Origin of the sequence: Alcanivorax sp. IL3, assembly GCF_047495465.1 — a bacterium.
Taxonomy (GTDB): Bacteria; Pseudomonadota; Gammaproteobacteria; order Pseudomonadales; family Alcanivoracaceae; genus Alcanivorax; species Alcanivorax jadensis.
Genome location: NZ_CP179931.1, coordinates 3,267,244 through 3,287,594, shown reverse-complemented (window position 1 = coordinate 3,287,594; position 20,351 = coordinate 3,267,244). Strand labels below are relative to the sequence as shown.

The 20,351-nt window shown below is 59.0% G+C and carries 21 protein-coding genes; 14 read left to right on the top strand and 7 right to left on the bottom strand.

Going from position 1 to position 20,351, the window contains the following annotated elements:
• Positions 1-64 precede the first annotated feature (64 nt).
• Positions 65-2,275, bottom strand: a complete 2,211-nt coding sequence (locus tag ACMG4M_RS15285) for an AsmA family protein (protein WP_035245203.1) — start codon at positions 2,273-2,275, stop codon at positions 65-67.
• 179 nt (positions 2,276-2,454) lie between these two features.
• Here ACMG4M_RS15285 and ACMG4M_RS15280 point away from each other — a divergent pair, with 179 nt between their 5' ends.
• The gene (locus ACMG4M_RS15280; protein ID WP_414430332.1) at positions 2,455-4,320 is read left to right on the top strand and encodes a 7TM diverse intracellular signaling domain-containing protein; all 1,866 of its coding nucleotides are present in this window, start codon (positions 2,455-2,457) and stop codon (positions 4,318-4,320) included.
• Positions 4,321-4,343: 23 nt separating this feature from the next.
• Here ACMG4M_RS15280 and ACMG4M_RS15275 read toward each other — a convergent pair whose 3' ends face one another.
• Positions 4,344-4,661 (bottom strand): acetyl-CoA sensor PanZ family protein, encoded by a 318-nt coding sequence (locus ACMG4M_RS15275; protein WP_414430331.1) that lies wholly within the window; start codon positions 4,659-4,661, stop codon positions 4,344-4,346.
• Positions 4,662-4,741: 80 nt separating this feature from the next.
• Here ACMG4M_RS15275 and hisB point away from each other — a divergent pair, with 80 nt between their 5' ends.
• The 5 genes from hisB (at position 4,742) to ACMG4M_RS15250 (ending at position 8,739) form a co-directional block, all read left to right on the top strand.
• A complete protein-coding gene (gene hisB, locus ACMG4M_RS15270) occupies positions 4,742-5,347 on the top strand; it encodes an imidazoleglycerol-phosphate dehydratase HisB (protein ID WP_035245197.1) in 606 nt (201 codons plus the stop codon).
• Positions 5,348-5,356: 9 nt separating this feature from the next.
• Positions 5,357-5,998: an imidazole glycerol phosphate synthase subunit HisH gene (hisH, locus tag ACMG4M_RS15265; RefSeq protein WP_414430330.1), complete on the top strand. Its 642-nt coding sequence runs from the start codon at positions 5,357-5,359 to the stop codon at positions 5,996-5,998.
• A 95-nt stretch (positions 5,999-6,093) separates the two neighbouring features.
• A complete protein-coding gene (hisA, locus tag ACMG4M_RS15260) occupies positions 6,094-6,834 on the top strand; it encodes a 1-(5-phosphoribosyl)-5-[(5-phosphoribosylamino)methylideneamino]imidazole-4-carboxamide isomerase (RefSeq protein ID WP_414430329.1) in 741 nt (246 codons plus the stop codon).
• Positions 6,835-6,846: 12 nt separating this feature from the next.
• Positions 6,847-7,623 carry an imidazole glycerol phosphate synthase subunit HisF gene (gene hisF / locus ACMG4M_RS15255; protein WP_035245191.1) on the top strand — a complete coding sequence of 259 codons (777 nt, stop codon included), beginning with the start codon at positions 6,847-6,849 and terminating at the stop codon, positions 7,621-7,623.
• A 225-nt stretch (positions 7,624-7,848) separates the two neighbouring features.
• Positions 7,849-8,739, top strand: coding sequence for a bile acid:sodium symporter family protein (locus ACMG4M_RS15250; protein WP_035245189.1), 891 nt, complete (start codon positions 7,849-7,851; stop codon positions 8,737-8,739).
• Between the two features lie 6 nt (positions 8,740-8,745).
• Here ACMG4M_RS15250 and ACMG4M_RS15245 read toward each other — a convergent pair whose 3' ends face one another.
• From ACMG4M_RS15245 to ACMG4M_RS15235, 3 genes are read right to left on the bottom strand one after another with little or no spacing between them, the layout of a single operon-like run.
• On the bottom strand, positions 8,746-9,510 hold the full coding sequence (locus ACMG4M_RS15245; protein WP_414430328.1) for a divergent polysaccharide deacetylase family protein: 765 nt from the start codon (positions 9,508-9,510) through the stop codon (positions 8,746-8,748).
• Entirely contained in the window at positions 9,510-10,811 is a 1,302-nt protein-coding gene (locus tag ACMG4M_RS15240) for a S41 family peptidase (RefSeq protein ID WP_414430327.1), read from the bottom strand. Before ACMG4M_RS15240 ends, ACMG4M_RS15245 begins: the two co-directional genes overlap by 1 nt.
• A gap of 40 nt (positions 10,812-10,851) precedes the next feature.
• Positions 10,852-12,012 carry a murein hydrolase activator EnvC family protein gene (locus tag ACMG4M_RS15235; protein WP_414430326.1) on the bottom strand — a complete coding sequence of 387 codons (1,161 nt, stop codon included), beginning with the start codon at positions 12,010-12,012 and terminating at the stop codon, positions 10,852-10,854.
• Positions 12,013-12,124: 112 nt separating this feature from the next.
• Here ACMG4M_RS15235 and ACMG4M_RS15230 point away from each other — a divergent pair, with 112 nt between their 5' ends.
• From ACMG4M_RS15230 to secB, 3 genes are read left to right on the top strand one after another with little or no spacing between them, the layout of a single operon-like run.
• Positions 12,125-12,541: a rhodanese-like domain-containing protein gene (locus ACMG4M_RS15230; RefSeq protein ID WP_035245184.1), complete on the top strand. Its 417-nt coding sequence runs from the start codon at positions 12,125-12,127 to the stop codon at positions 12,539-12,541.
• Positions 12,542-12,554: 13 nt separating this feature from the next.
• On the top strand, positions 12,555-12,833 hold the full coding sequence (gene grxC, locus ACMG4M_RS15225) for a glutaredoxin 3 (RefSeq protein WP_272962133.1): 279 nt from the start codon (positions 12,555-12,557) through the stop codon (positions 12,831-12,833).
• A gap of 13 nt (positions 12,834-12,846) precedes the next feature.
• Positions 12,847-13,320, top strand: a complete 474-nt coding sequence (gene secB / locus ACMG4M_RS15220; protein ID WP_035245181.1) for a protein-export chaperone SecB — start codon at positions 12,847-12,849, stop codon at positions 13,318-13,320.
• A 151-nt stretch (positions 13,321-13,471) separates the two neighbouring features.
• On the opposite strand, the gene trmL is transcribed toward secB, so the two are convergent.
• Positions 13,472-13,942 (bottom strand): tRNA (uridine(34)/cytosine(34)/5-carboxymethylaminomethyluridine(34)-2'-O)-methyltransferase TrmL, encoded by a 471-nt coding sequence (gene trmL, locus ACMG4M_RS15215; protein WP_414430325.1) that lies wholly within the window; start codon positions 13,940-13,942, stop codon positions 13,472-13,474.
• 153 nt (positions 13,943-14,095) lie between these two features.
• Here trmL and ACMG4M_RS15210 point away from each other — a divergent pair, with 153 nt between their 5' ends.
• Both ACMG4M_RS15210 and ACMG4M_RS15205 read left to right on the top strand, forming a co-directional pair.
• Positions 14,096-14,422 (top strand): DUF4377 domain-containing protein, encoded by a 327-nt coding sequence (locus ACMG4M_RS15210; RefSeq protein WP_052042467.1) that lies wholly within the window; start codon positions 14,096-14,098, stop codon positions 14,420-14,422.
• Positions 14,423-14,441: 19 nt separating this feature from the next.
• Positions 14,442-14,762 carry a DUF2007 domain-containing protein gene (locus ACMG4M_RS15205; RefSeq protein ID WP_272962134.1) on the top strand — a complete coding sequence of 107 codons (321 nt, stop codon included), beginning with the start codon at positions 14,442-14,444 and terminating at the stop codon, positions 14,760-14,762.
• Positions 14,763-14,871: 109 nt separating this feature from the next.
• Here ACMG4M_RS15205 and typA read toward each other — a convergent pair whose 3' ends face one another.
• Positions 14,872-16,680, bottom strand: a complete 1,809-nt coding sequence (typA, locus tag ACMG4M_RS15200) for a translational GTPase TypA (protein ID WP_035245175.1) — start codon at positions 16,678-16,680, stop codon at positions 14,872-14,874.
• A 329-nt stretch (positions 16,681-17,009) separates the two neighbouring features.
• Here typA and ACMG4M_RS15195 point away from each other — a divergent pair, with 329 nt between their 5' ends.
• Genes ACMG4M_RS15195 through ACMG4M_RS15185 form a run of 3 tightly spaced genes read left to right on the top strand, consistent with a single transcriptional unit; the run spans position 17,010 to position 20,137 of the window.
• Complete coding sequence (locus ACMG4M_RS15195) at positions 17,010-17,603, top strand: ATP-dependent zinc protease (protein WP_035245174.1); 594 nt, start codon at positions 17,010-17,012, stop codon at positions 17,601-17,603.
• 1 nt (position 17,604) lies between these two features.
• On the top strand, positions 17,605-19,131 hold the full coding sequence (locus ACMG4M_RS15190; RefSeq protein ID WP_272962135.1) for an inactive transglutaminase family protein: 1,527 nt from the start codon (positions 17,605-17,607) through the stop codon (positions 19,129-19,131).
• 1 nt (position 19,132) lies between these two features.
• Positions 19,133-20,137, top strand: a complete 1,005-nt coding sequence (locus ACMG4M_RS15185) for an alpha-L-glutamate ligase-like protein (RefSeq protein ID WP_414430324.1) — start codon at positions 19,133-19,135, stop codon at positions 20,135-20,137.
• Positions 20,138-20,351: the final 214 nt, after the last annotated feature.

Here is a 20,351-nt window from a genome sequence, read left to right as displayed (position 1 = left end):
TTCACGCCTTGCGCCGGTGACGAAGCCGGCGTGGCGTGTAGCGTGAGGCGTGCCGCGTGTGGCGTTAGTTAAACAACTTTTTCAGGCCATCCTTGAGCTGTTTGTCCACTTCTTCCTTGGCCTTTTTCTTGGCGGCATCCTTGATCACTTCCTCGGCGGTGTCGCCTTCGCCGTCGATGCCCAGCTTGTCCTTGATCTTTTGCTGAGCGGCTTTGGCGGCCACTTGCTTGCCAATGTCCTTGAAGCCGGATTTGTCCGGGCCACACCATTTGGCGGGGCTGCCGCCCAGATTGCCTTCACAGCGCAGCGGCCAGGTGGTGCCTTCCAGGTACTTGGAGGTACCCAGTTCCGGGGACTGCATGCCGATTTTCAGGTCGAAATCCTGATTGAGGATATTCATCCAGCCGTTACCGGTGATCTCACCTTTGCTGAGTACCGCATTCAGGCTGTCCAGGTAGGCCACGTTCTTGTCCAGACGCGCCTTGGTGGTCAGGTCCACGATCTTGGTGTCTTCGGACAGGGCGCTGGGCAGCTTGCCGGATTCCTGATTGGGGATCAGTGCTGTGGCCAGGCCCTGGAACTGGCCAAGCATATCGTTTACGCCGCCGACCAGGGTCTGGTAAAGGTTGAGGCCGCGCACGGTGGCATCGGCCAGTGACATGTCGATAGTGCCTTTTGCGGAATCCATCAGTGCTTTTTCACTATTTCCGCTGGCGCTGTAGCTGCCGCTCATGGCGAAAATGCCCTTGGCCAGGTCGTCTTCCAGCGCCAGTTGTACAAGTGGCTGGATCTGCATGCTGGTCACGGTGTTGCTGGCGGTGATGCGTGGAGTGTTGCCGGACGCATCCAGCTTCCCTTTGGCGCTGAAGCTGCCACCGAGAGTGTCGCCGCGGGCTTCAGTGAGCTGCAGGATGCCGTTGTTGGCAGTGACTGCAAATTTCAGATTGCTCGCGTCGATGGTGTCGTACTTCAGGCTGCCGATGCGCAGTTTGCCATCCATGACAAGGGGGCGGAGAGCTTCTACCGGAATCAGTTCCGCGGTGGACAGGTTGGCGGTGCCGCCGTCCTTGCCGCCGCCGGCAGCAGCGGTGGCCGGCTCATCCAAGGATGGCGGCATGTAGCCGTCCAGGGTGATCTGGTCCAGCGCCAGGTCAAAAATGATCTTGCCGCTTTCCAGGCTGGCCAGGCCGGCGCTGCCGCTGAGAGTGCTGCTGTCCAGCGTGATCTTCAGCGGGTTGGCCATGACGCTGCCGGGCTCGCCGGCCAGAGTGGTCTCCATGGCGATGTTGCTGAGCGCCTTGCTGTCGGTGGTCTCGATGGGGGCTTCGCCGATGGCTTCCAGTACCTTGTTGGCGTCAAAGGGGGCGGTGGACAGATTACCGCTGAGCTGCATGTCGCCAGTGAGGGCGGCGATGTCGATGTTGCCGCGGGTTTCGGTGCCAGCGGCGGTGAGCAGCAGATCCTTGATAGAGACGGTGTCCTCGTTGAGGTTCACGTCGAGCTTCTGTTCCAGGTGCACATCCACTGGCATGGTGGTGGCGCCGGCGATGTTGGCGTCCAGGGTCATCGGGTCAAGGATGAAGTGGTTGGCATCCAGATCGGTGGTGAGAGTGGTGTCCAGATTCAGGTCCACCCGCATGTCGCTCTGGTCCTGATAACGCAGTGACATCTGCAGTGGGAAAGCCTCATCCAGATTGACGTCCTGGGCGTTCAGGTTGAAATGCTCTACCACGATGTCGGTGCCGTCGCTGGTGTTGCGATAGCGCACCTTGCCGTCGGTGACGGCCACGCTGGGAATGGTAAGGGGAATATCCAGGCTGCTGCTGCCTTCTTCGTCAGCGGCGGTGGTTGCCTCCTCCGGCGTTTCTTCCGCCGCAGTTTGCGGGCCGATCTGCTCCCAGTTGGCGCCATCCGGCTCCTCGATCAGGTTTACATCCAGGCCTGCCAGCGTGATGCCGTCCATCTCCACCTGACCGTACAGCAGGGGAAGTACTGCAACACTGACGCTGGCCGCGTTGAGAGCGGCAAACAGCTCCTCCTCATCCGCGATGCGGGCCTCGGTGCGGCCCAGGCTGACGCCCAGCGATGGCCAGAATTGCCATGCCAGGTCGCCCTGGATATCCAGAGTCAGATTGGCCTGCTCCCTGGCCTGTTTTTCAATTTCCGGTTTGAACTCGTTGGGATCAATCACCTGTGTGATCACAAAAACCGCGATAGCCAATAGCAGAATGATGGCAAAAATTGTGATCAGCAAAATTTTTATCAAGCGTCCCATGGAGCTCTCCTTGCGTGTTGGACGATGGACCCGGATTATACCAGTCAGAAATGACTGACTGATAACTTAGCATTGATCGTGTGAGTTTAGGGGAAGGACCTTTGCAAAAGTTCCAATTTTCAGTGTTGACGCTTCTGCTTGTGTGGTGCGGCCTGGCCACGGCTGCCCAGGGAAGGACGGTGGCACTGGCTGATGCCAAGGAGAAAGTGCTGCTGGGCGAGTACATGCAGATACTGGAAGATCCGGAGGGAGACTGGACTCTGGATCAGGTCCGTGACCAGTTTGCCAGCCGCTTTCGCAACAGCGAAAGCAGTACCCTGAACTTCGGCTTCACCCGCAGCACTTTCTGGTTACGTATTGCCGTGGATTCCACCGGTGTGGACGGAAGCTGGTTTCTGGTGGAGCGTCATCCGATCCTTGATGAATTGACTCTTTATGCGCCTGACGGGGAGGGCAATTATCGTGCTTTGGAAGTGGGGGATACTCGGAACTTTGACCAGCGGCCCATGAAGCATCGGGCCTTTGTATTTGGCCTGGAAACCGACGATCCCGGGGTGAAGGAGTATTACCTCAAGGTGCGCGGCAAGGGTGCCCTGAACATGATGCCGGCGCTCTATAGTGCCAAGGGGCTGGTGGAGTTCACATACCTTGAGCAATTGATGCAGGGCCTGTTTTACGGCTCCCTGGTGATTATGCTGGTCTACAACCTGCTGCTCTACCTGTCTCTGCGCGACAATGTGCATCTGCACTTCGTGATGTTTCTGGGCGGGATAATTTTTTTCAACATCAATGTCAGCGGCTTTGGCTTGCAATACCTGTGGCCGGAAACGCCCAAGATCAATGAATACTTCTGGCTTAGTACCTATGTGATTACATTGGCCCTTGCCCTGTATTCCCGCCAGTTTCTGCAATTGGCGCAACGTTTTCCCCGCTATGATCGGCTGATAAAACATTACCTGATGATGGTTGGCGGCGCCTTTGTGCTGCAGTGGCTCATGGAGCCCCCCTGGACCTATCACCTTTCCACGGTGATTGCGTTGATGACCATCGTGCTGTTCAGCTGGCTGGGCTGGATGGTCTGGCGGCAGGGGTTTCGGGTCGCGCGGCTCTACGTACTGGCCTGGTCGGTGTTTCTGCTGACTATCTTCCTGTTCGCCCTGGGCAATCTTGGGTTGATGCCCTATAGCGTGTTCGTGCCTTATCTGCCGCATTTTGGCGCCCTGTGGGTGGTAGTCATGCTGTCGCTGGCGCTGGGCGACCGGATTCGCTTTCTGGAGACCGAGCGCAAACAGCTGGCCCTTGAAGCGCAACAGAATCTGGAGCGGCATCTGGCAGATATCGAGCAGATGAACCAGGACAAATCCATGTTCCTGCAGTACATCAGTCACGAGCTGAATACGCCGATTAACTGGATCGGCGCGGCTGACTCCCTGGGCCAGGATTCACAGGGTGACCAGGATGTGGATGTCTGGGCCATGGTGCGCAAGGGCCAGCGGCGGCTGACCGGTATCGTCAGCACCTCGCTGCGTTATTTTGATTTGTCAGACCGCAATCAGCCGCCACCGGTGGGCAACTGTCAGCCCATGTGGGTGCTGGATGGGATTTTGCGTGAGCAAGCCGGGCGGATTGAGCAGAGCGGCATCGCCGTGCGTAACCGTGTATCACCGAACCTGCGGGTCAACGCCAGTGAAGGGGAGCTGCAGGAAGTGTTGTCCATCGGTCTGGATAACGCCTTGCGCTTCAGTGCTGAAGGCGACAGCGTGGACATTTCCAGTGAAGTGGATGTGCCCGGCGGTTACGCGGAGATTCGCATCCGGGATGAGGGCAAGGGCGCCACGGCGGAGCAGCTTGAGCATATTCTTGAGCCCTTCTTCGTGATGGGCTCGCGCCACCACGAGGAAGGTTTCGGTCTGTCACTGGCCATGGCCCGGGTGATGATCGAACAGGTGGATGGCCAGCTATGGGCGGAAAGCCCGGGGCCCGGGCGGGGCTTTACCCTGCATATTCGCCTGCCGCTCTCGGACATGCAGGCACCGCGGGCATAACCGTTACCGCGCGGGGGTCGATATCAGCGTGTTGGGTCGCATTTGCGGGGCAGGGCCAGGATTGCCCCCAGTTGCTGGCCGATCAGACGCAGGAAGTCCTTGCCCACTCCCCGGCCCCGGGTGGCCGGGTGTACCACCACCCAGTCCAGCTCGGGGCAATTTTCTTCTACCAGCGCCACTGCCACCCGCTTGCCGTTGAAATGGGCGGCAAACAGGCGTTTGCCGCCGGCAGCCACCGCCGCGTCCAGTTTTTCCCGGTATTGCGGGTCATCGCGCAGCACCTGATCGAAGGTAGCGGCCTGTTCCGACGATAAAGGGTGGGATTCAGCACTGATCGGCATGAAATTGCTCCGCTGGTTAGGCTCTGTCAGGGTGCGTATAATAACCGGCCCACTGCCCTGGGTAACCCCTGGAGATATAGATGAGCAAGCGCAGCGCCACTGTTGAGCGCAACACCCTGGAAACCCAGATCCAGGTCTCCATCAATCTGGATGGCACCGGCCAGTGCAAACTGGATACCGGCCTGCCGTTCCTGGAGCACATGCTGGACCAGGTGGCCCGCCATGGTCTGGTGGATATCGAGATCAAGGCCAAGGGGGATTTGCACATCGATGCCCACCACACGGTGGAAGACATCGGCATTACCCTAGGCCAGGCTTTTACCAAGGCGATTGGCGACAAGAAAGGGGTGCGCCGTTACGGTCATGCCTATGTGCCACTGGATGAGGCCCTGTCCCGCGTGGTGCTGGACCTGTCTGGCCGTCCCGGCCTGGAAATGTTCGTGGACTTTACCCGGGGCAGCATCGGCGGCTTCGACGTGGACCTGTTCTACGAATTCTTCCAGGGCCTGGTGAACCACGCCATGATCACCCTGCACATCGATAACCTGCGTGGCAAGAACGCCCACCATCAGGCAGAGACTGTGTTCAAGGCTTTCGGTCGTGCCCTGCGCATGGCGGTGGAGCCGGACCCGCGCATGAGCGGCATTACCCCGTCCACCAAGGGCACCCTGAGCGAAAGCGAGTAATCACAGCTTATGAGTGAAGTAGTAGCCGTCATTGATTACGGCATGGGCAATCTGCACTCCGCCGGCAAGGCCTTGGAAAAGGTAGCCAGTGGCCAGCAGATCGTCATCACCGGTGACCCGGATCAGGTGCGGGCGGCCGATCGGGTGGTGTTCCCTGGTGTGGGTGCCATCCGCGATTGTATCGCAGTGCTGCGCGACACCGGCCTGGACCGGGCCATTCTGGATGTGATTGCCGCCGGCAAGCCGGTGTTGGGCATCTGTGTGGGCATGCAGGCCCTAATGGCGCGCAGTGAGGAGAACAACGGCGTCGATTGCCTGGGCGTGTTCGGCGGTCAGGTGACCTTTTTCGGCGAGTTGCAGAATGATACCGGTGGCCGCCTGAAAGTGCCGCACATGGGCTGGAACCAGGTGCGACAGGGTATGGCGCACCCCATGTGGGCAGGCATTGCCGATAACACCCGGTTCTACTTCGTGCACAGCTACTGCGTCACCGGGTTGGTGGATGAGGAAGTGGCGGGTCGTTGCGACTACGGCCTGTCCTTTGCCGCTGCGGCTACCCGAAAAAATGTCTTTGCGGTGCAGTTTCACCCGGAGAAGAGCGCAGATGCCGGCCTGACCCTGCTGGAAAATTTCCTGCGCTGGCAGCCGTGAAGTCGCTGACCGTTGCAGTGGGTCGCCGACAGTAATGTCACTACTAACGTCGTTATTCCCCGCGCAAGCGTAAACCCAGCTTTTGAGATTTTGACATGCTTTTGATTCCCGCCATCGACCTGAAAGACGGTAAATGTGTACGCCTGAAGCAGGGGCGTATGGAAGACGATACGGTGTTTTCCGATGACCCGGTGGCTGTGGCCAGCCACTGGGTGGAGCGCGGAGCCCGTCGTCTGCACCTGGTGGACCTGAACGGTGCCTTTGCCGGTGAGCCGGTGAATGGTGATATCGTCAAGGCAATTGCCAAGGCGCATCCGGATCTACCGATCCAGATTGGCGGCGGTATTCGCAGCCCGGAAATCATCCAGGCCTATCTGGATGCCGGGGTGCAATGGGTGATTATCGGCACCAAGGCGGTTAACGAGCCGCAGTTCGTCAAGGAAATGTGCCAGCAGTTCCCCGGCCACATCATCGTTGGTCTGGATGCGAAGGATGGCAAGGTCGCCACCGATGGCTGGGCCAATGTCACTGATGTGGATGTGATCGATCTGGCCAAACAGTTCGAGAACGACGGCGTCTCCGCCATCGTCTATACCGATATCAGCCGTGACGGCATGCTGCAGGGCGTCAATGTGGACGCCACCGTGCGCCTGGCCCAGTCCATGTCCATCCCGGTGATTGCTTCCGGTGGTATCACCAATCTGGATGACGTGCGTAACCTGTGTGCAGTGGCGGATAAGGGCATCAGTGGTGCCATTACCGGCCGCGCCATCTACGAGAATACCCTGGACTTCGGCGAAGGCCAGGCACTGTCCGACGAACTGATCGGCGCCTGACGGGGACGCATTATGGGCTTAGCCAAACGCATTATTCCGTGTCTCGATGTGGACGCCGGCCGGGTGGTCAAGGGCGTGCAGTTCGTGGACATCCGCGATGCCGGTGACCCGGTGGAGATTGCCAAGCGCTACAACGACGCCGGCGCTGACGAAATTACCTTTCTGGATATCACTGCCAGCCACCAGGAGCGTGACACCACCCTGCACATCGTGGAGCGGATCGCCAGCCAGGTGTTTATTCCGCTCACCGTGGGCGGCGGCGTACGGACTCTGGAAGATATCCGTAATCTGCTCAATGCCGGTGCTGACAAGGTCGGTATCAATTCGGCGGCGGTGCACAATCCGGAATTTGTGCGCGAAGCGGCGGAGCGTTTCGGGTCCCAGTGCATCGTGGTTGCCATTGATGCCAAGAAAGTCAGTGCCGAGAGCGAGTCCAATCGCTGGGAAATCTTCACCCATGGTGGCCGCAAGCCCACCGGGCTGGATGCGGTAGCCTGGGCAAAGCAGATGACCGACTACGGTGCCGGTGAAATCCTGCTCACCAGCATGGACCGGGATGGTACCAAGAACGGCTTTGATATTGCCCTGACCCGGGCCATTGCCGACGCAGTGCCGGTGCCGGTGATCGCTTCTGGCGGTGTTGGTAACCTGCAGCACCTGGTGGACGGCGTGGTTCAGGGTGGTGCCGATGCGGTGCTCGCCGCTTCCATTTTCCACTTCGGCGAATACTCCGTGCAGGAGGCCAAGCAGTTCATGCAGGCGGCCGGGGTGGAGATGCGACTGGGCTAGCGGCCGTTATATTTCAGCGGCGCGCTACTGAGTCGACCCGCTGGCGCTTTGTTCGCAACACGAATCTTTCGGTTGCCTTTACCCTTCGCTTTGCGAGCAAAGCGCCAACAGGTATATCAGACCGGGGTCGCAGATGTGGCAAGACAGCCGCTTTGTACTGGCTGTCAGTGAAATCCTGTTTTACTCTCGAGACGTTACCAAGAATAAAACCTCGGGAGAGTGGCAATGGGTTCCAATGCGCTAATCGATATCGGCCTGCCGGTGTCGCTGTTTTTGATCATGGTGGGGATGGGCATGACCCTGACTCCCAAGGACTTCCGCGAAGTCGCCATCGCCCCGCGCGGCACCTTCTTCGGCCTGCTGGCCCAGATTCTTTTATTGCCGCTCATTGCCCTGGGGGTGGCCCTGGCGCTGGAGTTGTCCCCTGCATTGGCGGTGGGGCTGATCGTGATTGCCGCCTGTCCGGGTGGTACAACGTCCAATCTTTTCGTCTATCTGGGCCGTGGTGATGTGGCCCTGTCCATCGTACTGACAGTGCTGGCCAGCCTGATCACCATTGTTACCCTGCCGGCATTTACCGGTTGGGCGCTGGAGCGCTTTCAGGATGCGGACAAGGTGCTGGAGCTGCCGGTGCTGCGCACCATCATTACTCTGTTTGTGATCATTCTGCTGCCGGTGGCAGTGGGCATGACGATTCGCCATTTCCGTCAGGACTGGGCGGAAAAGGGCGAGAAGGCGGTAGGCTTGCTGGGTCTGCTGGTGTTGGTGGCGGTGATTGCGTTGCTGATGGTAGAGCTGGGTGAAGAAGCGCTGGATCTGTTCCGCAAGGCAGGGTTGTCGGCGGTAATTCTGAACATTGCCGGCCTGGTGCTGGGTTTGGTGGGGGGGCGCCTGATTGGCCTGAGCCGGGACCAGGCCTTTACCGTGGCCATCGAGCTGGGCATCAAGAATGGCACCCTGGGGCTGATGGTGACCCTGACCCTGTTGCACTCCGAAGCCATGTCGGTGCCGTCAGCGGTGTACGGGGTGCTGATGTTTGTCTTCGGCTTCCTGATGATCGGCTATGCCAGGCTCACCGGTATCGGCCGGGGACAGCCCGCTCCGGTTTCCGAATAACCGGACTCAGGACCCGGCGTGGGTGCTATTTCCCGTAGTGGCAGTGTCCAGCGCCGGGGTGTCCAGTAGCGAAGAAACTGGCACCACTTGAATGCCGGCATCGTCCATCAGCGGTAGTACCTGCTGTAGATAATGAACGGTTTCCGGATAAGGGTGGCCGATGGCAATCGCCTGGCCGCGCTGACGGGCGAGCCGGATCAGTTTATTGAACTGGGCGTTGATCTTGACCAGATCACGCTCGTTATCCAGAAAGATGTCACGTCCGGCGTTGGCCAGCCCCTGTTGTCGTGCCACCTGCTGTGCCACTGAGCGGCCACTGGTGCGGCTATCCACAAAGAACAGTTGATGGGCTTTCAGTTCTGACATCAGCCAGCCCATGGGTTCGTCCTGTTCGGTGAGTGCACTACCCATGTGGTTGTTGAGGCCCCGTGCCTGGGGGATCTGACTGAGTGCCTGGCGTACGGTATCGAGCAGTTCGTTTTCGCTGATGCCCTGCCGGAGTCCGCCGCGATCCAGGCGAATATGCTGGCCGGCGTCCATGGGCAGATGTACCAGCACTTCCTTGCCGGCCCGACTGGCGCGCTCGGCCAGTTTGCGTCCGTGAGGGGAATAGGGGATCACCGCGCAGGTCACCGGTGCAGGTAGATCGGCAATGGCCTGGCCGTTCTGGCGGTGATACCCCAGATCATCAATGATGATGGCAATGCGCGGCTGGGCTGTGGCAGTGGCGGTGGCCAGCAACAGCGCCAGACCGATTGCGAAACGGTGCATTAGCGACTGTCGTTGTTGCGAGCCAGTACTACGCCTTTCAGCACGGACAGGGCCTGTGCCAGGGCGTAATCTTCCTGGGCAAGAGACTGGCGCTTGCCGTCGTCGCGGGTTTCTCCGTTTTCGTTGTTCAGGTGGCGAGGCAGGTCTGCCTCTCGTACCTGCATGTCTTCACGGACCTCGAATTTGGTAACCACGTCCACGGCGATATCCGGTTCAATGCCTTCGGCCTGAATGGAGCGTCCATCGGGTGTGTAGTAACGGGCAGTGGTCAGCTTCAGGGCCTTGTCCTTGCTCAGCGGTAGCACCGTTTGTACCGAGCCCTTGCCGAAGGTGCGATTACCCACCACGATGGCGCGGCCCTGATCCTGAAGGGCGCCAGCGACGATTTCCGAGGCGGAGGCGCTGCCGCCGTTGACCAGTACCACCATGGGCATGCCATTCAGGCGGTCGCCGGGTTTGGCATTGAAGTCGCTGCGACTGCTTTTCTCGCGGCCCTGGGTATAAACAATCAGGCCGTTGTCCATGAACAGGTCGGCCACTTCCACGGCGCTACCCAGTACACCGCCGGGGTTGTTGCGCAGGTCCAGCACCAGGCCACGCAAGGTATCTTCCTTGGCGAGTTTGTCCAGGGCTTTGCGGGCATCGTCGCCGGTATTGTTCTGGAATTGGGAAATGCGCAAATAGCCCAGCCCAGGCTCCAGCATGCGGGATTTGACGCTGTGCAGCTGGATCTTGTCGCGCTCGAGGGTGACCTGGTGAGGTTTGTCATCCCCGTCACTAAGCACCATCAGTTCGATTTCCGAACCGATCTCACCGCGCATCAGCTCTACGGCTTCGCCCAGGCTCAGACCTTTCACAAAGGTCTCGTCGATTTTCAGGATCAGGTCGCCGGCCTGGATGCCGGCCTTGCTGGCCGGTGAGCCGTCCACCGGGGTAACCACCTTGACGAAGCCGTCTTCCATGGTGACTTCGATACCCAGGCCGCCGAATTCACCGGTGGTGGTGACCTGCAGGTCGTCAAACTGGTCCGGGGTCAGGTAGCTGGAATGCGGGTCCAGTTCATAGAGCATGCCGCGAATGGCTGATTCAAGCAGTTCGCGGTCATCAACCTCATCGATATAGGCGCCGCGGATGCGCTCCATGACTTCGGCAAAGGCACGCAGTTCATCCACCGGTATGCCCTGCTGGCGGGCCTGTTGATCCAGCGCCGGGTCTTCGGCATGAAGGCTGGCGAAGGGAGCGGCGGACAGCAGTGCCGTCACCACAGCTGTGCGCAGAAAGGACAAGGTTGGCGTTGGCATTCAGTATCCCCGGCAGGCACGCGAGATCAATGCGCGTGCTTCAATCATTTGTGTTTTGGGCCAGTGGCGGCAGTGTAACACGGTGATTACACCAACGTGTGGGGTTCACCGCCTTGCCGCGATGACGTATCTCGAAGTACAGACCACTGGCACGATTGCCGCCGGAATTGCCGGCCAGTGCCAGGCTGTCACCGGCGGAGACCCACTCGCCGACTTCCCGCAACAGGCTCTGGTTATAGCCATACAGGGTCAGGTAGCCGTTACCGTGATCGACAATGGTGAGCAGGCCGTAGCCGCGCAGCCAGTCTGCAAACACGACGCGACCGGCGTATACCGACCGCACCGGCGTGCCGGCAGACGCATTCAAAATCACGCCCTGCCAGCGTAGCGCCCCTTCGCGGGCGCTGTTGTAGCTGGTGCCAATGTTTCCGTCCAGAGGCCATGGCAGTTTGCCGGCCAGCTTGCCGAAGGGCGTTCCGCCCAGGTCGGCGGGGATATCGTTCAGACTGCGCTGCATATCTGCCAGCAATTTTTCCAGCTGCTGCTGGTCTCGCCTGAGCTGGCTGAGGCTGGAGCTGCGGTCATCCAGGGAGCGGTTCAGGCTGGCCAGGGTCTGCTGGCGGCTTTTCTGGGCCCCCTGCAACTTGTCTGCATGGCGCTGTACGTCACTGCGCTTGTCGAGCAGTGCCTGGCGGGCCTGCTCCACGCGCAGGCTGACAGCCATCAGTTCATCCAGCTCACCATTGACCTGTTGCAGGCGATTGCTGCGGGCGCGCTGGTAGTATTCCTGGTAGCGCAGCAGGCGGGCAATCTGGTCCGGTTGCTCCTGGTTCAGCAGCAGTTTGATGCGTTCCTGGCGGCCGGCCTGATAACTGGCGCGGACGGTTTTGGCCAGCCAGTCGAGCTGGGTCTGCTTTTCCCGGGCCAGCTGAGCCTGTTCCTTTTCCAGTTTGGCCAGTCGCTGGCGGGCCTCGCCGGCCTGTTGTTCCAGATTGCGTTGTTCACGGGACAGGCGACTGATGCGAAGCTCGGCTTCGCGCAGATCCGCCTGAACTGAATCCCGCTCGCGCAGTTCCCGGTTCTGGGCGGCACTGAGCTCGCTGATGCGGTCCTTGAGCTGCGCCAGTTGGGCCTTTGACGGTGTATTTTCGCCCCAGGCCAGGGCGGGCAGGAGTAATAGCAGCAGTAATCCGGGGCGCATGGTTTTACCTTACCCCCTTGCGGGTGTGTATACTTGGCGCCGATTTTCCATCGGCGCGGGGCTGTCCAATTATCTGCACAGCGTCGGCCATTGCCACTGATTCGGGGTTCCAATGAGCCAATTGCTTGAATTTGCCAGTAACCATTACCTTCTGGTGTCCGCCTTTTTTCTGCTGTGGGCCGTTTTCTTTGTGCTTGAGTCCCGCCGTGGCGGCAAGGCTCTGAGTCCTCAGCTGGCCACCAATCTGGTCAACCAGAAGGATGCGGTGATTGTTGACCTGCGCGATAGCGATGAGTTTCGTGCCGGACATATTGCCGGCAGCATCAATATCCCTGCCAGCCAGGCCCTTGAGCGTATTGCAGAACTGGAAAAATACAAGGACAAACCCATTATTCTGACTTGTGATATGGGCGCCAAGGCCTCACATCTCGGTCGTCAGCTGCGTGGTAAGGGCTTTGACGAGCTGTATCGCATCCAGGGCGGACTTAACGCCTGGCGCGGGGCTTCCCTGCCTGTGGTTAAAGACTAGGCAGGAGGTGAATATGGCCAAAGTGGAGCTTTATACCACAGGTTGGTGCCCTTTTTGCGTTCGCGCCAAGCAGTTGCTGAACAGCAAAAACATTCCGTACCACGATACGGATGTGGATCGACAGCCTGATCAACGTGCGGTGATGATGCAGCGTGGCGGGGCTCGTACGGTGCCACAGATCTTTATTGATGATCGCCCCATCGGCGGTTGTGATGAACTTTATGCTCTGGAGCGCGCAGGGGAGCTGGATTCGCTGCTCGGCGCCAATTCGGGGGAGTCGGGAACAAAGTAACAGGAGAAAAACCATGGCCGAACAACAACAGGTTTTCCAGCTGCAGCGTATTTATCTGAAAGATGCCTCTTTCGAGTGCCCGGGGGCGCCGGAAGTGTTCCTGGAAGAGTGGAAACCCAAGGTCAATGTGCAGCTCAATAACGGCGCCCGCCGCATTGGCGAGACCGATGAATTTGAAGTGGAGTTGACTGTCACGGTTACCGCCAAGGACGAGAAGGAAGAGAAAACCTTCTATCTGGCAGAAGTGAAGCAGGCCGGTATCTTTACCGTGAAGGGTGTGGAGGGCGAAGAGCGGGCCCAGTTGCTCGGTGCCTACTGCCCGAACCTGCTGTTTCCCTATGTGCGCGAAGTGGTCTCGGATCTGGTCGCCAAGGGCTCCTTCCCGCAAATGGTACTGCAACCGATCAACTTCGATGCCCTGTACCAGCAGCAACGCCAGCAGCAGGCGAAAGCGCAGGCTGAAGCTGAGGGTGAGACGGTTCAGTAAGAATTGATAATTGAAAATGGATAATTGATAACGCCACGGATTGGCGTTGCTATTGTCTTTAAATGCAAGAGGCCGCGTCCAAACGCTTGGACGCGGCCTCTTGCGTTTCAGGACTTGATGTCCGTTCCCGCGAGTTATCAATTATCCATTCTCAATTATCAATTGCCCCTATGTAGTCCAGCTGCCGCCATGCCTCATACAGCGTCACCGACACCGCATTGGCAAGATTGAGGCTGCGGCTGTTCGCCACCATGGGCAGGCGCAGTTTTTGGGTGGGTGGCAGGCTGTCGAGAATGTCGGTGGGCAGGCCGCGGGTTTCCGGACCGAACAGCAGCACATCCTCGTCTGCGAACACCGCATCACTGTGTGGCTGGCTGGCCCGGGTGGTCAGGGCAAACAGGCGTTTACCCTCCATTGCGTCCAGAAAAGCGACAAAATCTGCATGCACGGTGAGGTGGGCCAGTTCATTGTAGTCCAGCCCGGCGCGGCGCAGTTTCTTTTCCTCCAGGGAAAAGCCCAGTGGCTCTATCAGGTGCAGGTGGGCCCCGGTGTTGGCGGCCAGGCGGATGATGTTACCGGTGTTGGGGGGGATTTCCGGTTCGAACAGTGCGATATGGAGCATGGGAACCTGTTTCAAGTCTAGTGGCAGCCGTGCCGGAAGCGAATTTTTCGTCCGTTCGTACTGCGGCGGTGTATGGCGCTTATGTTTTGCCTTGGTGGGCCGCGCATGGTACTGCTTGTTACCTGTGAGGGAAAAAATAACAAGGCTGGTACCATGATACTGAAACACACGCTGTTTGCGGCGCTGTTTTTACTGGTTGCTTGTGGTGAACAAGAAGACAAGCCCGGCGATATTCTGCATGTTGCTCCTTATTCTTCTGCCTGTATCGGTGCGGGGCCAATGGATTGTCTGAGGGTGCGCAGTGATGACGAAGCCAACTTTCAGCTTTTCTATAATCATATCGATGGTTTCGAGTTCGAGCCCGGTCACCGCTATACGCTGCGAGTAAAAATAGAGGAAGTGGCGTCACCGCCAGCAGACGGCAGCAGCTTGCGTTACACCCTGCTGGAGGTGGTGAGCAAGGAAGCGGTCAACCCCTGATGAATGAGAGGGCACTGCCGTGAAGTGTGTTTTCCATGCCCGCGACGGTATTGAAGCGCATATGCTGGCGGACCTGCTGGATCAGGTGGGTATCATGGCGCAGGTTCAGGGCGACATGTTGCAGGGAGCCGTAGGAGAGCTGCCTGCGGCGGGCCTGGCGTCGGTGTGGGTGGCGGAAAGCGATGAGTCGAGAGCTCGCGAGGTGATCGCCGAGTTTGAGACCAGTCAGCCTGCAGACACCGTGCAAGCGGCTCGCCCGGAGGCGCAGCGCTCTTTCACCCAGGGGTTGTTGTTGGGAATGGTGATCGGCGCGGTGGTGATGTTGATGCTGCTGCGTTGAAAAAGGTTGGACACAAAAAAGCCGGGCATCGCCCGGCTTTTTTGTGTCAAACGTTGGCTTAGAGGGAGGAATTCGCTTTGCGCATTCCTCCCCGCGACCATTGTTGCGTTTACCGTCCGGCGCGCTTGCGCTCGGTTTCGGTAAGCAGCTTCTTGCGGATACGCAGACAGTTCGGGGTCACTTCCACCAGCTCGTCATCTTCGATGAAGTCCAGTGCCTGCTCCAGGCTGAAACGAATCGGCGGAGTCAGGACGATGTTTTCATCGGTGCCGGAGGCGCGCATGTTGGTGAGCTGCTTGCCTTTGGTGGGGTTGACCACCAGGTCGTTGCCGCGGCTGTGGATGCCGATGATCTGGCCTTCGTACACATCCACGTTCGGATCGATCAGCATCCGGCCACGCTCCTGCAGGTTGAACAGGGCGAAGCCCAGCACCTTGCCCTTGACCATGGACACCAGCACACCGTTGATGCGCTTGGCCATGTCGCCGGCCTTGTATTCGCCGTAGTGGCTGAAGGTGCTGTTGAGGATGCCGGTGCCGGAGGTGAGGGTCAGGAACTGGCTACGGAAGCCGATCAGACCACGGCTGGGCACCAGGAACTCGAGGCGTACCCGGCCCTTGCCGTCCGGCTCCATGTTGGTCATTTCCGCACGACGCAGACCCAGATGCTCCATGATGGCACCCTGGTGTTGCTCTTCCACATCGGCGATCACGGTTTCGTAGGGCTCCTGCTTGACGCCATCCTCTTCACGGATGATCACCTGCGGGCGGCCAACGGCCAGCTCGAAGCCTTCGCGACGCATGTTCTCGATCAACACGGACAGGTGCAGCTCGCCACGGCCGGAGACGCGGAACTGGTCGGCGCTGCCGGTTTCTTCCACGCGCAGGGCCACGTTGTGCTTGAGCTCCGCTTCCAGGCGTTCGCGGATCTGGCGGCTGGTGACGAATTTGCCATCCTGGCCGGCGAACGGCGAGGTGTTCACGTGGAAGAACATGCTCACGGTGGGCTCGTCCACGCTCAACGGCGGCAACGCTTCCACGCTGGCCGGATCACACAGGGTGTCGGAAATGTTCAGCGGGTCGAGGCCGGTGATGCAGACGATTTCGCCGGCAGAGGCAGTGGGGGCGTCAACACGCTCCAGACCGTGATAGCCCATGATGGTGAGGATCTTGCCATTGCGGACATTGCCATCGGCGCCGATTACTTTCACCGGGCTGTTGGCCTTGATGTTGCCGCGCTTGACCCGGCCAATGCCGACGATGCCCAGGTAGCTGTTGTAGTCCAGGGAGGAAATCTGCATCTGGAACGGACCGTCCGCGTCCACGTTCGGGTAGTCCACCTTGTCGACGATGGTCTGCAGCAGCGGGGTCATGTCGTCGGCCATGTTGTCTGCTTCCAGACCGGCAATGCCGTTCAGGGCTGACGCGTAAATGACCGGGAAATCCAGTTGCTCGTCGGTGGCGCCAAGGTTATCGAACAGGTCGAATACCTGATCCATGACCCAGTCCGGTCGCGCGCCCGGGCGGTCGATTTTGTTGATTACCACGATCGGCTTGAGGCCGGCGGCAAAGGCTTTCTGGGTTACGAAGCGGGTTTGCGGCATGGGGCCATCCACCGCGTCTACCAGCAGCAATACGCAATCCACCATGGACATGACCCGCTCTACCTCGCCACCGAAATCGGCGTGGCCGGGGGTGTCGACGATGTTGATGCGGTATTCATTCCACTGGATGGCAGTGTTCTTGGAGAGGATGGTGATGCCCCGTTCCTTCTCCAGATCGTTAGAGTCCATTACCCGCTCAATATCGCCAGCGCGATCTCCCAGGGTGCCGGATTGTTGCAACAGCTTGTCCACCAGGGTGGTCTTGCCGTGGTCAACGTGGGCGATGATGGCGATATTGCGCAGACGTTCAATCACAGATGTAGCTCCGTTAAGAAATGGGCGGGATGACGCTCGTGCCTGATCTCGACCTGTACGCAGCCACGTAGTGGGCGTTGAAAAGGGTCTGGCATCCCGCGGGGGCGCGCATTATACCAGCGCTGGGCGCAGGTGATAGCCCGTCGGTCAGGCTTTCGCGTAACATTTGCGAATGTGAAAAGATTCAAAAATTTACGGTTGTTCCTGCGAGTGGGCTGCGGATCGCCTAGAATGGCGCAACCATTTCCCCGGAGAAGGGTCAGACTCACCGTCTTTTTCCGTTGTCGGTGCCGAAAATTCGGCAATAACGCTTTTATAATCAGGTTGTTATGATGCGAATCCCCTTGGTGCTGATAGGGGCGCTGGTGCCTGCCGTGGCCCTGTCTGAGGTGCCACCAGTCAACAAGAGAATCTATGGTCTGCACGAAAGCGTGCATGTCGGTGAACTGGGTATTACGGTGCCGGCCAAGCTGGACACCGGGGCGGACTCCGCCTCCCTGAGTGCCCGTTACATAAAGACCTTTGAGCGTGACGGGGTGAAAATGGTTGAGTTTGATATAGCCATCGACAGGGATGACCGTGAAGAGTGGGGCATCCAGCAGAATCAGTGGGATGACGTGGAATTGCCACTGGCCGGGCATGTGCGGATAAAGCGCCGGGCAGAGAGTGTTCAGGACGGCGAGCGGGATTTCAGCCGCCGGCCAATGGTGACGTTGACGATATGCATGGGCGATCGTGAGCAGAAAATAGATGTCAATCTGACAGACCGGAGCGAGTTTCGTTACCCGCTTCTGGTCGGTGCGGATGCCCTGATGGGCCTGGGAGCCCTGGTAGACCCGTCGTTGTCCATGTCTGTGGGCGCGCCACGCTGCCGGGAGGATCAGGAGGATGAACTGATGATGGAGGCTGCCGGGGCGCATTAACATGGGGTCTGTCAAACTACAGGCACGGATTTTGGCCGTGTTTCTCTTGCTGCTGGGTGGCGGCAGTATCGCTTACCAGTTGCTAGTGCAGAAGGTGCCGCTGACTCAGGATGAGAAGGACCCGGTGTGGGTGGTCGATGCCCAGGTCAGCTTTACTGCCAGGGCCAACAAACCGATCAAGGTGCGCATGTTCGTGCCGCCACAGGGGGCCGGTTACACCACCCTCAACGAAAGCTTTATCTCCAATAACTATGGCGTAAACGTCAATGTGGAGAAGGGCAACCGACAGGTCACCTGGTCCGCCCGTCGTGCCGAGGGTAATCAGTATCTTTACTATCGGCTGATGCTTACCCCCCGTTTTGCGGAAACCCGCGAGAATGAGCCGGGCCCCCAGTTCCGGCCGGCCCCGGTGCTGGACGGAGCGGAAAAGTTGGCGGCCGAAGCGCTGTTGCAGCCGATCCGTCAGCATTCCGCCGATGTGGAAACCTTCATTGGCGAAACCATCAAGCGGGTGAATGAACTGGAAAACGACAACGTCCAGTTGTTGCTCGGCGGTGATGTGAGTCCGGAAAACCGAGCCCAGGTAGTGGATCTGCTGCTTGCCATGTCCCATATTCCTGCTCAGCCGGTGCATACCCTGCGACTGGTGGAAAGTCAGGAACAGCAGCCCGAACTGTGGTTGCGGACCTATAACGGAAAGCGCTGGCTGTACTTCAACCCGCTGGATGGCCAGCAGGGTTTGCCGGATGACCGAGTGGTATGGTGGAGCGGCAGTGAGTCGTTGCTGAATGTCGAAGGCGGGCGCTCGGCGAATATGACACTGAGCGTGCACCGTAATGAAATGAGTGCCCTGCAACTGGCTCGGTCCCTGCGGCTGCAGGATGCCAGCAGCTTTATCGATTTCTCCCTGTACGAGTTGCCGCTGCCCTCTCAGCAGCTATTCCGCATTCTGATGATGATCCCGGTGGGCGTACTGCTGGTCCTGCTGATCCGTTCCCTGGTGGGTATGGAAACTCTGGGCACTTTTACGCCAGTGTTGATTGCCTTGGCGTTCCGGGAAACCCAGGTGATCTGGGGGGTGCTGCTGTTTACCTTCATCACCGCTATTGGCCTGTCGGTGCGCTCCTATCTTGAGCATTTGAAACTGCAGCTGTTGGCGCGGCTGTCCATTGTGCTCACCTTTGTGGTAATCCTGATGGCAGTCATCAGTCTGTTTGGCTATAAGTTGGGTGTGTCATCAGGGTTGTCGGTGGCACTGTTCCCCATGGTGATTCTGACCATGGTGATCGAGCGGGTTTCCATTGTCTGGGAAGAGCGCGGTGGAACCCAGTCCCTGAAAGTGGCGCTGGGTACCCTAGTGGCTGCGGTGTTGTGTCATTTGCTTATGGTATGGCCGCCGCTGGTCTATTTCGTCTTTACCTTCCCGGGTGTGCTGTTGTGCATGTCCGCAGTGATGGTGTTGATGGGGCATTACCGTGGCTACCGCCTCACTGAATTGATGCGCTTCCGGGCGATGGTGGAGCGCTGACATGTTCTGGTCCAAGACCCGCAAGGCCCTGCGTGCCCGTGGCGTAATGGGTATTAACCAGCGCAACGGTGATTACATCCTCCGCTATAACAAGCGCAGTCTGTATCCGCTGGTGGACGACAAGCTGCAGACCAAGCAGATGGCGCTGGATGCGGGCATTCGGGTGCCGGAGCTGTACGGTGCCATCGCCACCGAACAGGGAATCAGCACCCTGCACCGGGTGGTGGAAACCCATCGGGATTTCGTCATCAAGCCGGCTCAGGGTGCGGGCGGTGACGGTATCATGGTGATTGCCGATCGCTTCGAGGACTATTTCCGTTCCGCCTCCGGGCGCATCGTGACTACCGAGGAGCTGGAGCATCATATTTCCGGGATTATCTCCGGTATTTATTCCCTGGGCGGCCACCGTGATCAGGCCCTGATTGAATACCGGGTGCGGTCCACCGAGCTGTTCAATCGCATCAGTTTCGAGGGGGTGCCGGATATTCGCATCATCGTGCTGCAGGGTTACCCGGTGGCGGCCATGCTGCGTCTGCCTACCCGCCAATCCCAGGGCAAGGCCAACCTGCATCAGGGTGCTATTGGTGTGGGTCTGGACCTGTCCAGCGGCGTGACTCTGGGTGGCACCTGGCACAACCAGAGAATCGAGCGCCATCCAGACACCGCCAATGCGGTGGCCGGCCTGACCGTGCCGGACTGGGAAGAGTGTCTGGAGCTGGCCGCCCGTTGTTATGATCTGACCGGCCTGGGCTATCTGGGGGTGGATCTGGTGATGGACCGGGAATTCGGGCCGATGATGTTGGAGCTGAATGCCCGACCAGGGTTGAACATCCAGATCGCCATGGATGATGGTCTGCTGCGTCGCTGCAGTATTATTGAGGACCACCTGGACAGCCTCGGCAATATCCGTCGCCCGGTGGCGGAACGTATCGCGTTCTCCAAAAAGCATTTCGCCGTGGCCGGACCGGTGCCGGTTAGCGAACCTGATCCCGCCGTTACGCCTTGATTCTCTGAGCGCGCTGATCTGCCTCCCATAGCTGAAGATCAGCAGGTCTTTGGGATTCCTCGCACACAGTAGAGGCGGTAGCTGCCGTTGACCGTGGGGTTGTGCGGAAAGACCCGGTTCAATTCACAGGCTCAGGCCACTGCTCAAATTAGTTGTAGCGGGGCTTGGATCAGTGATTGGTGCTGTGCCCTCCGGCCAGGTTTTGGCATTTTGA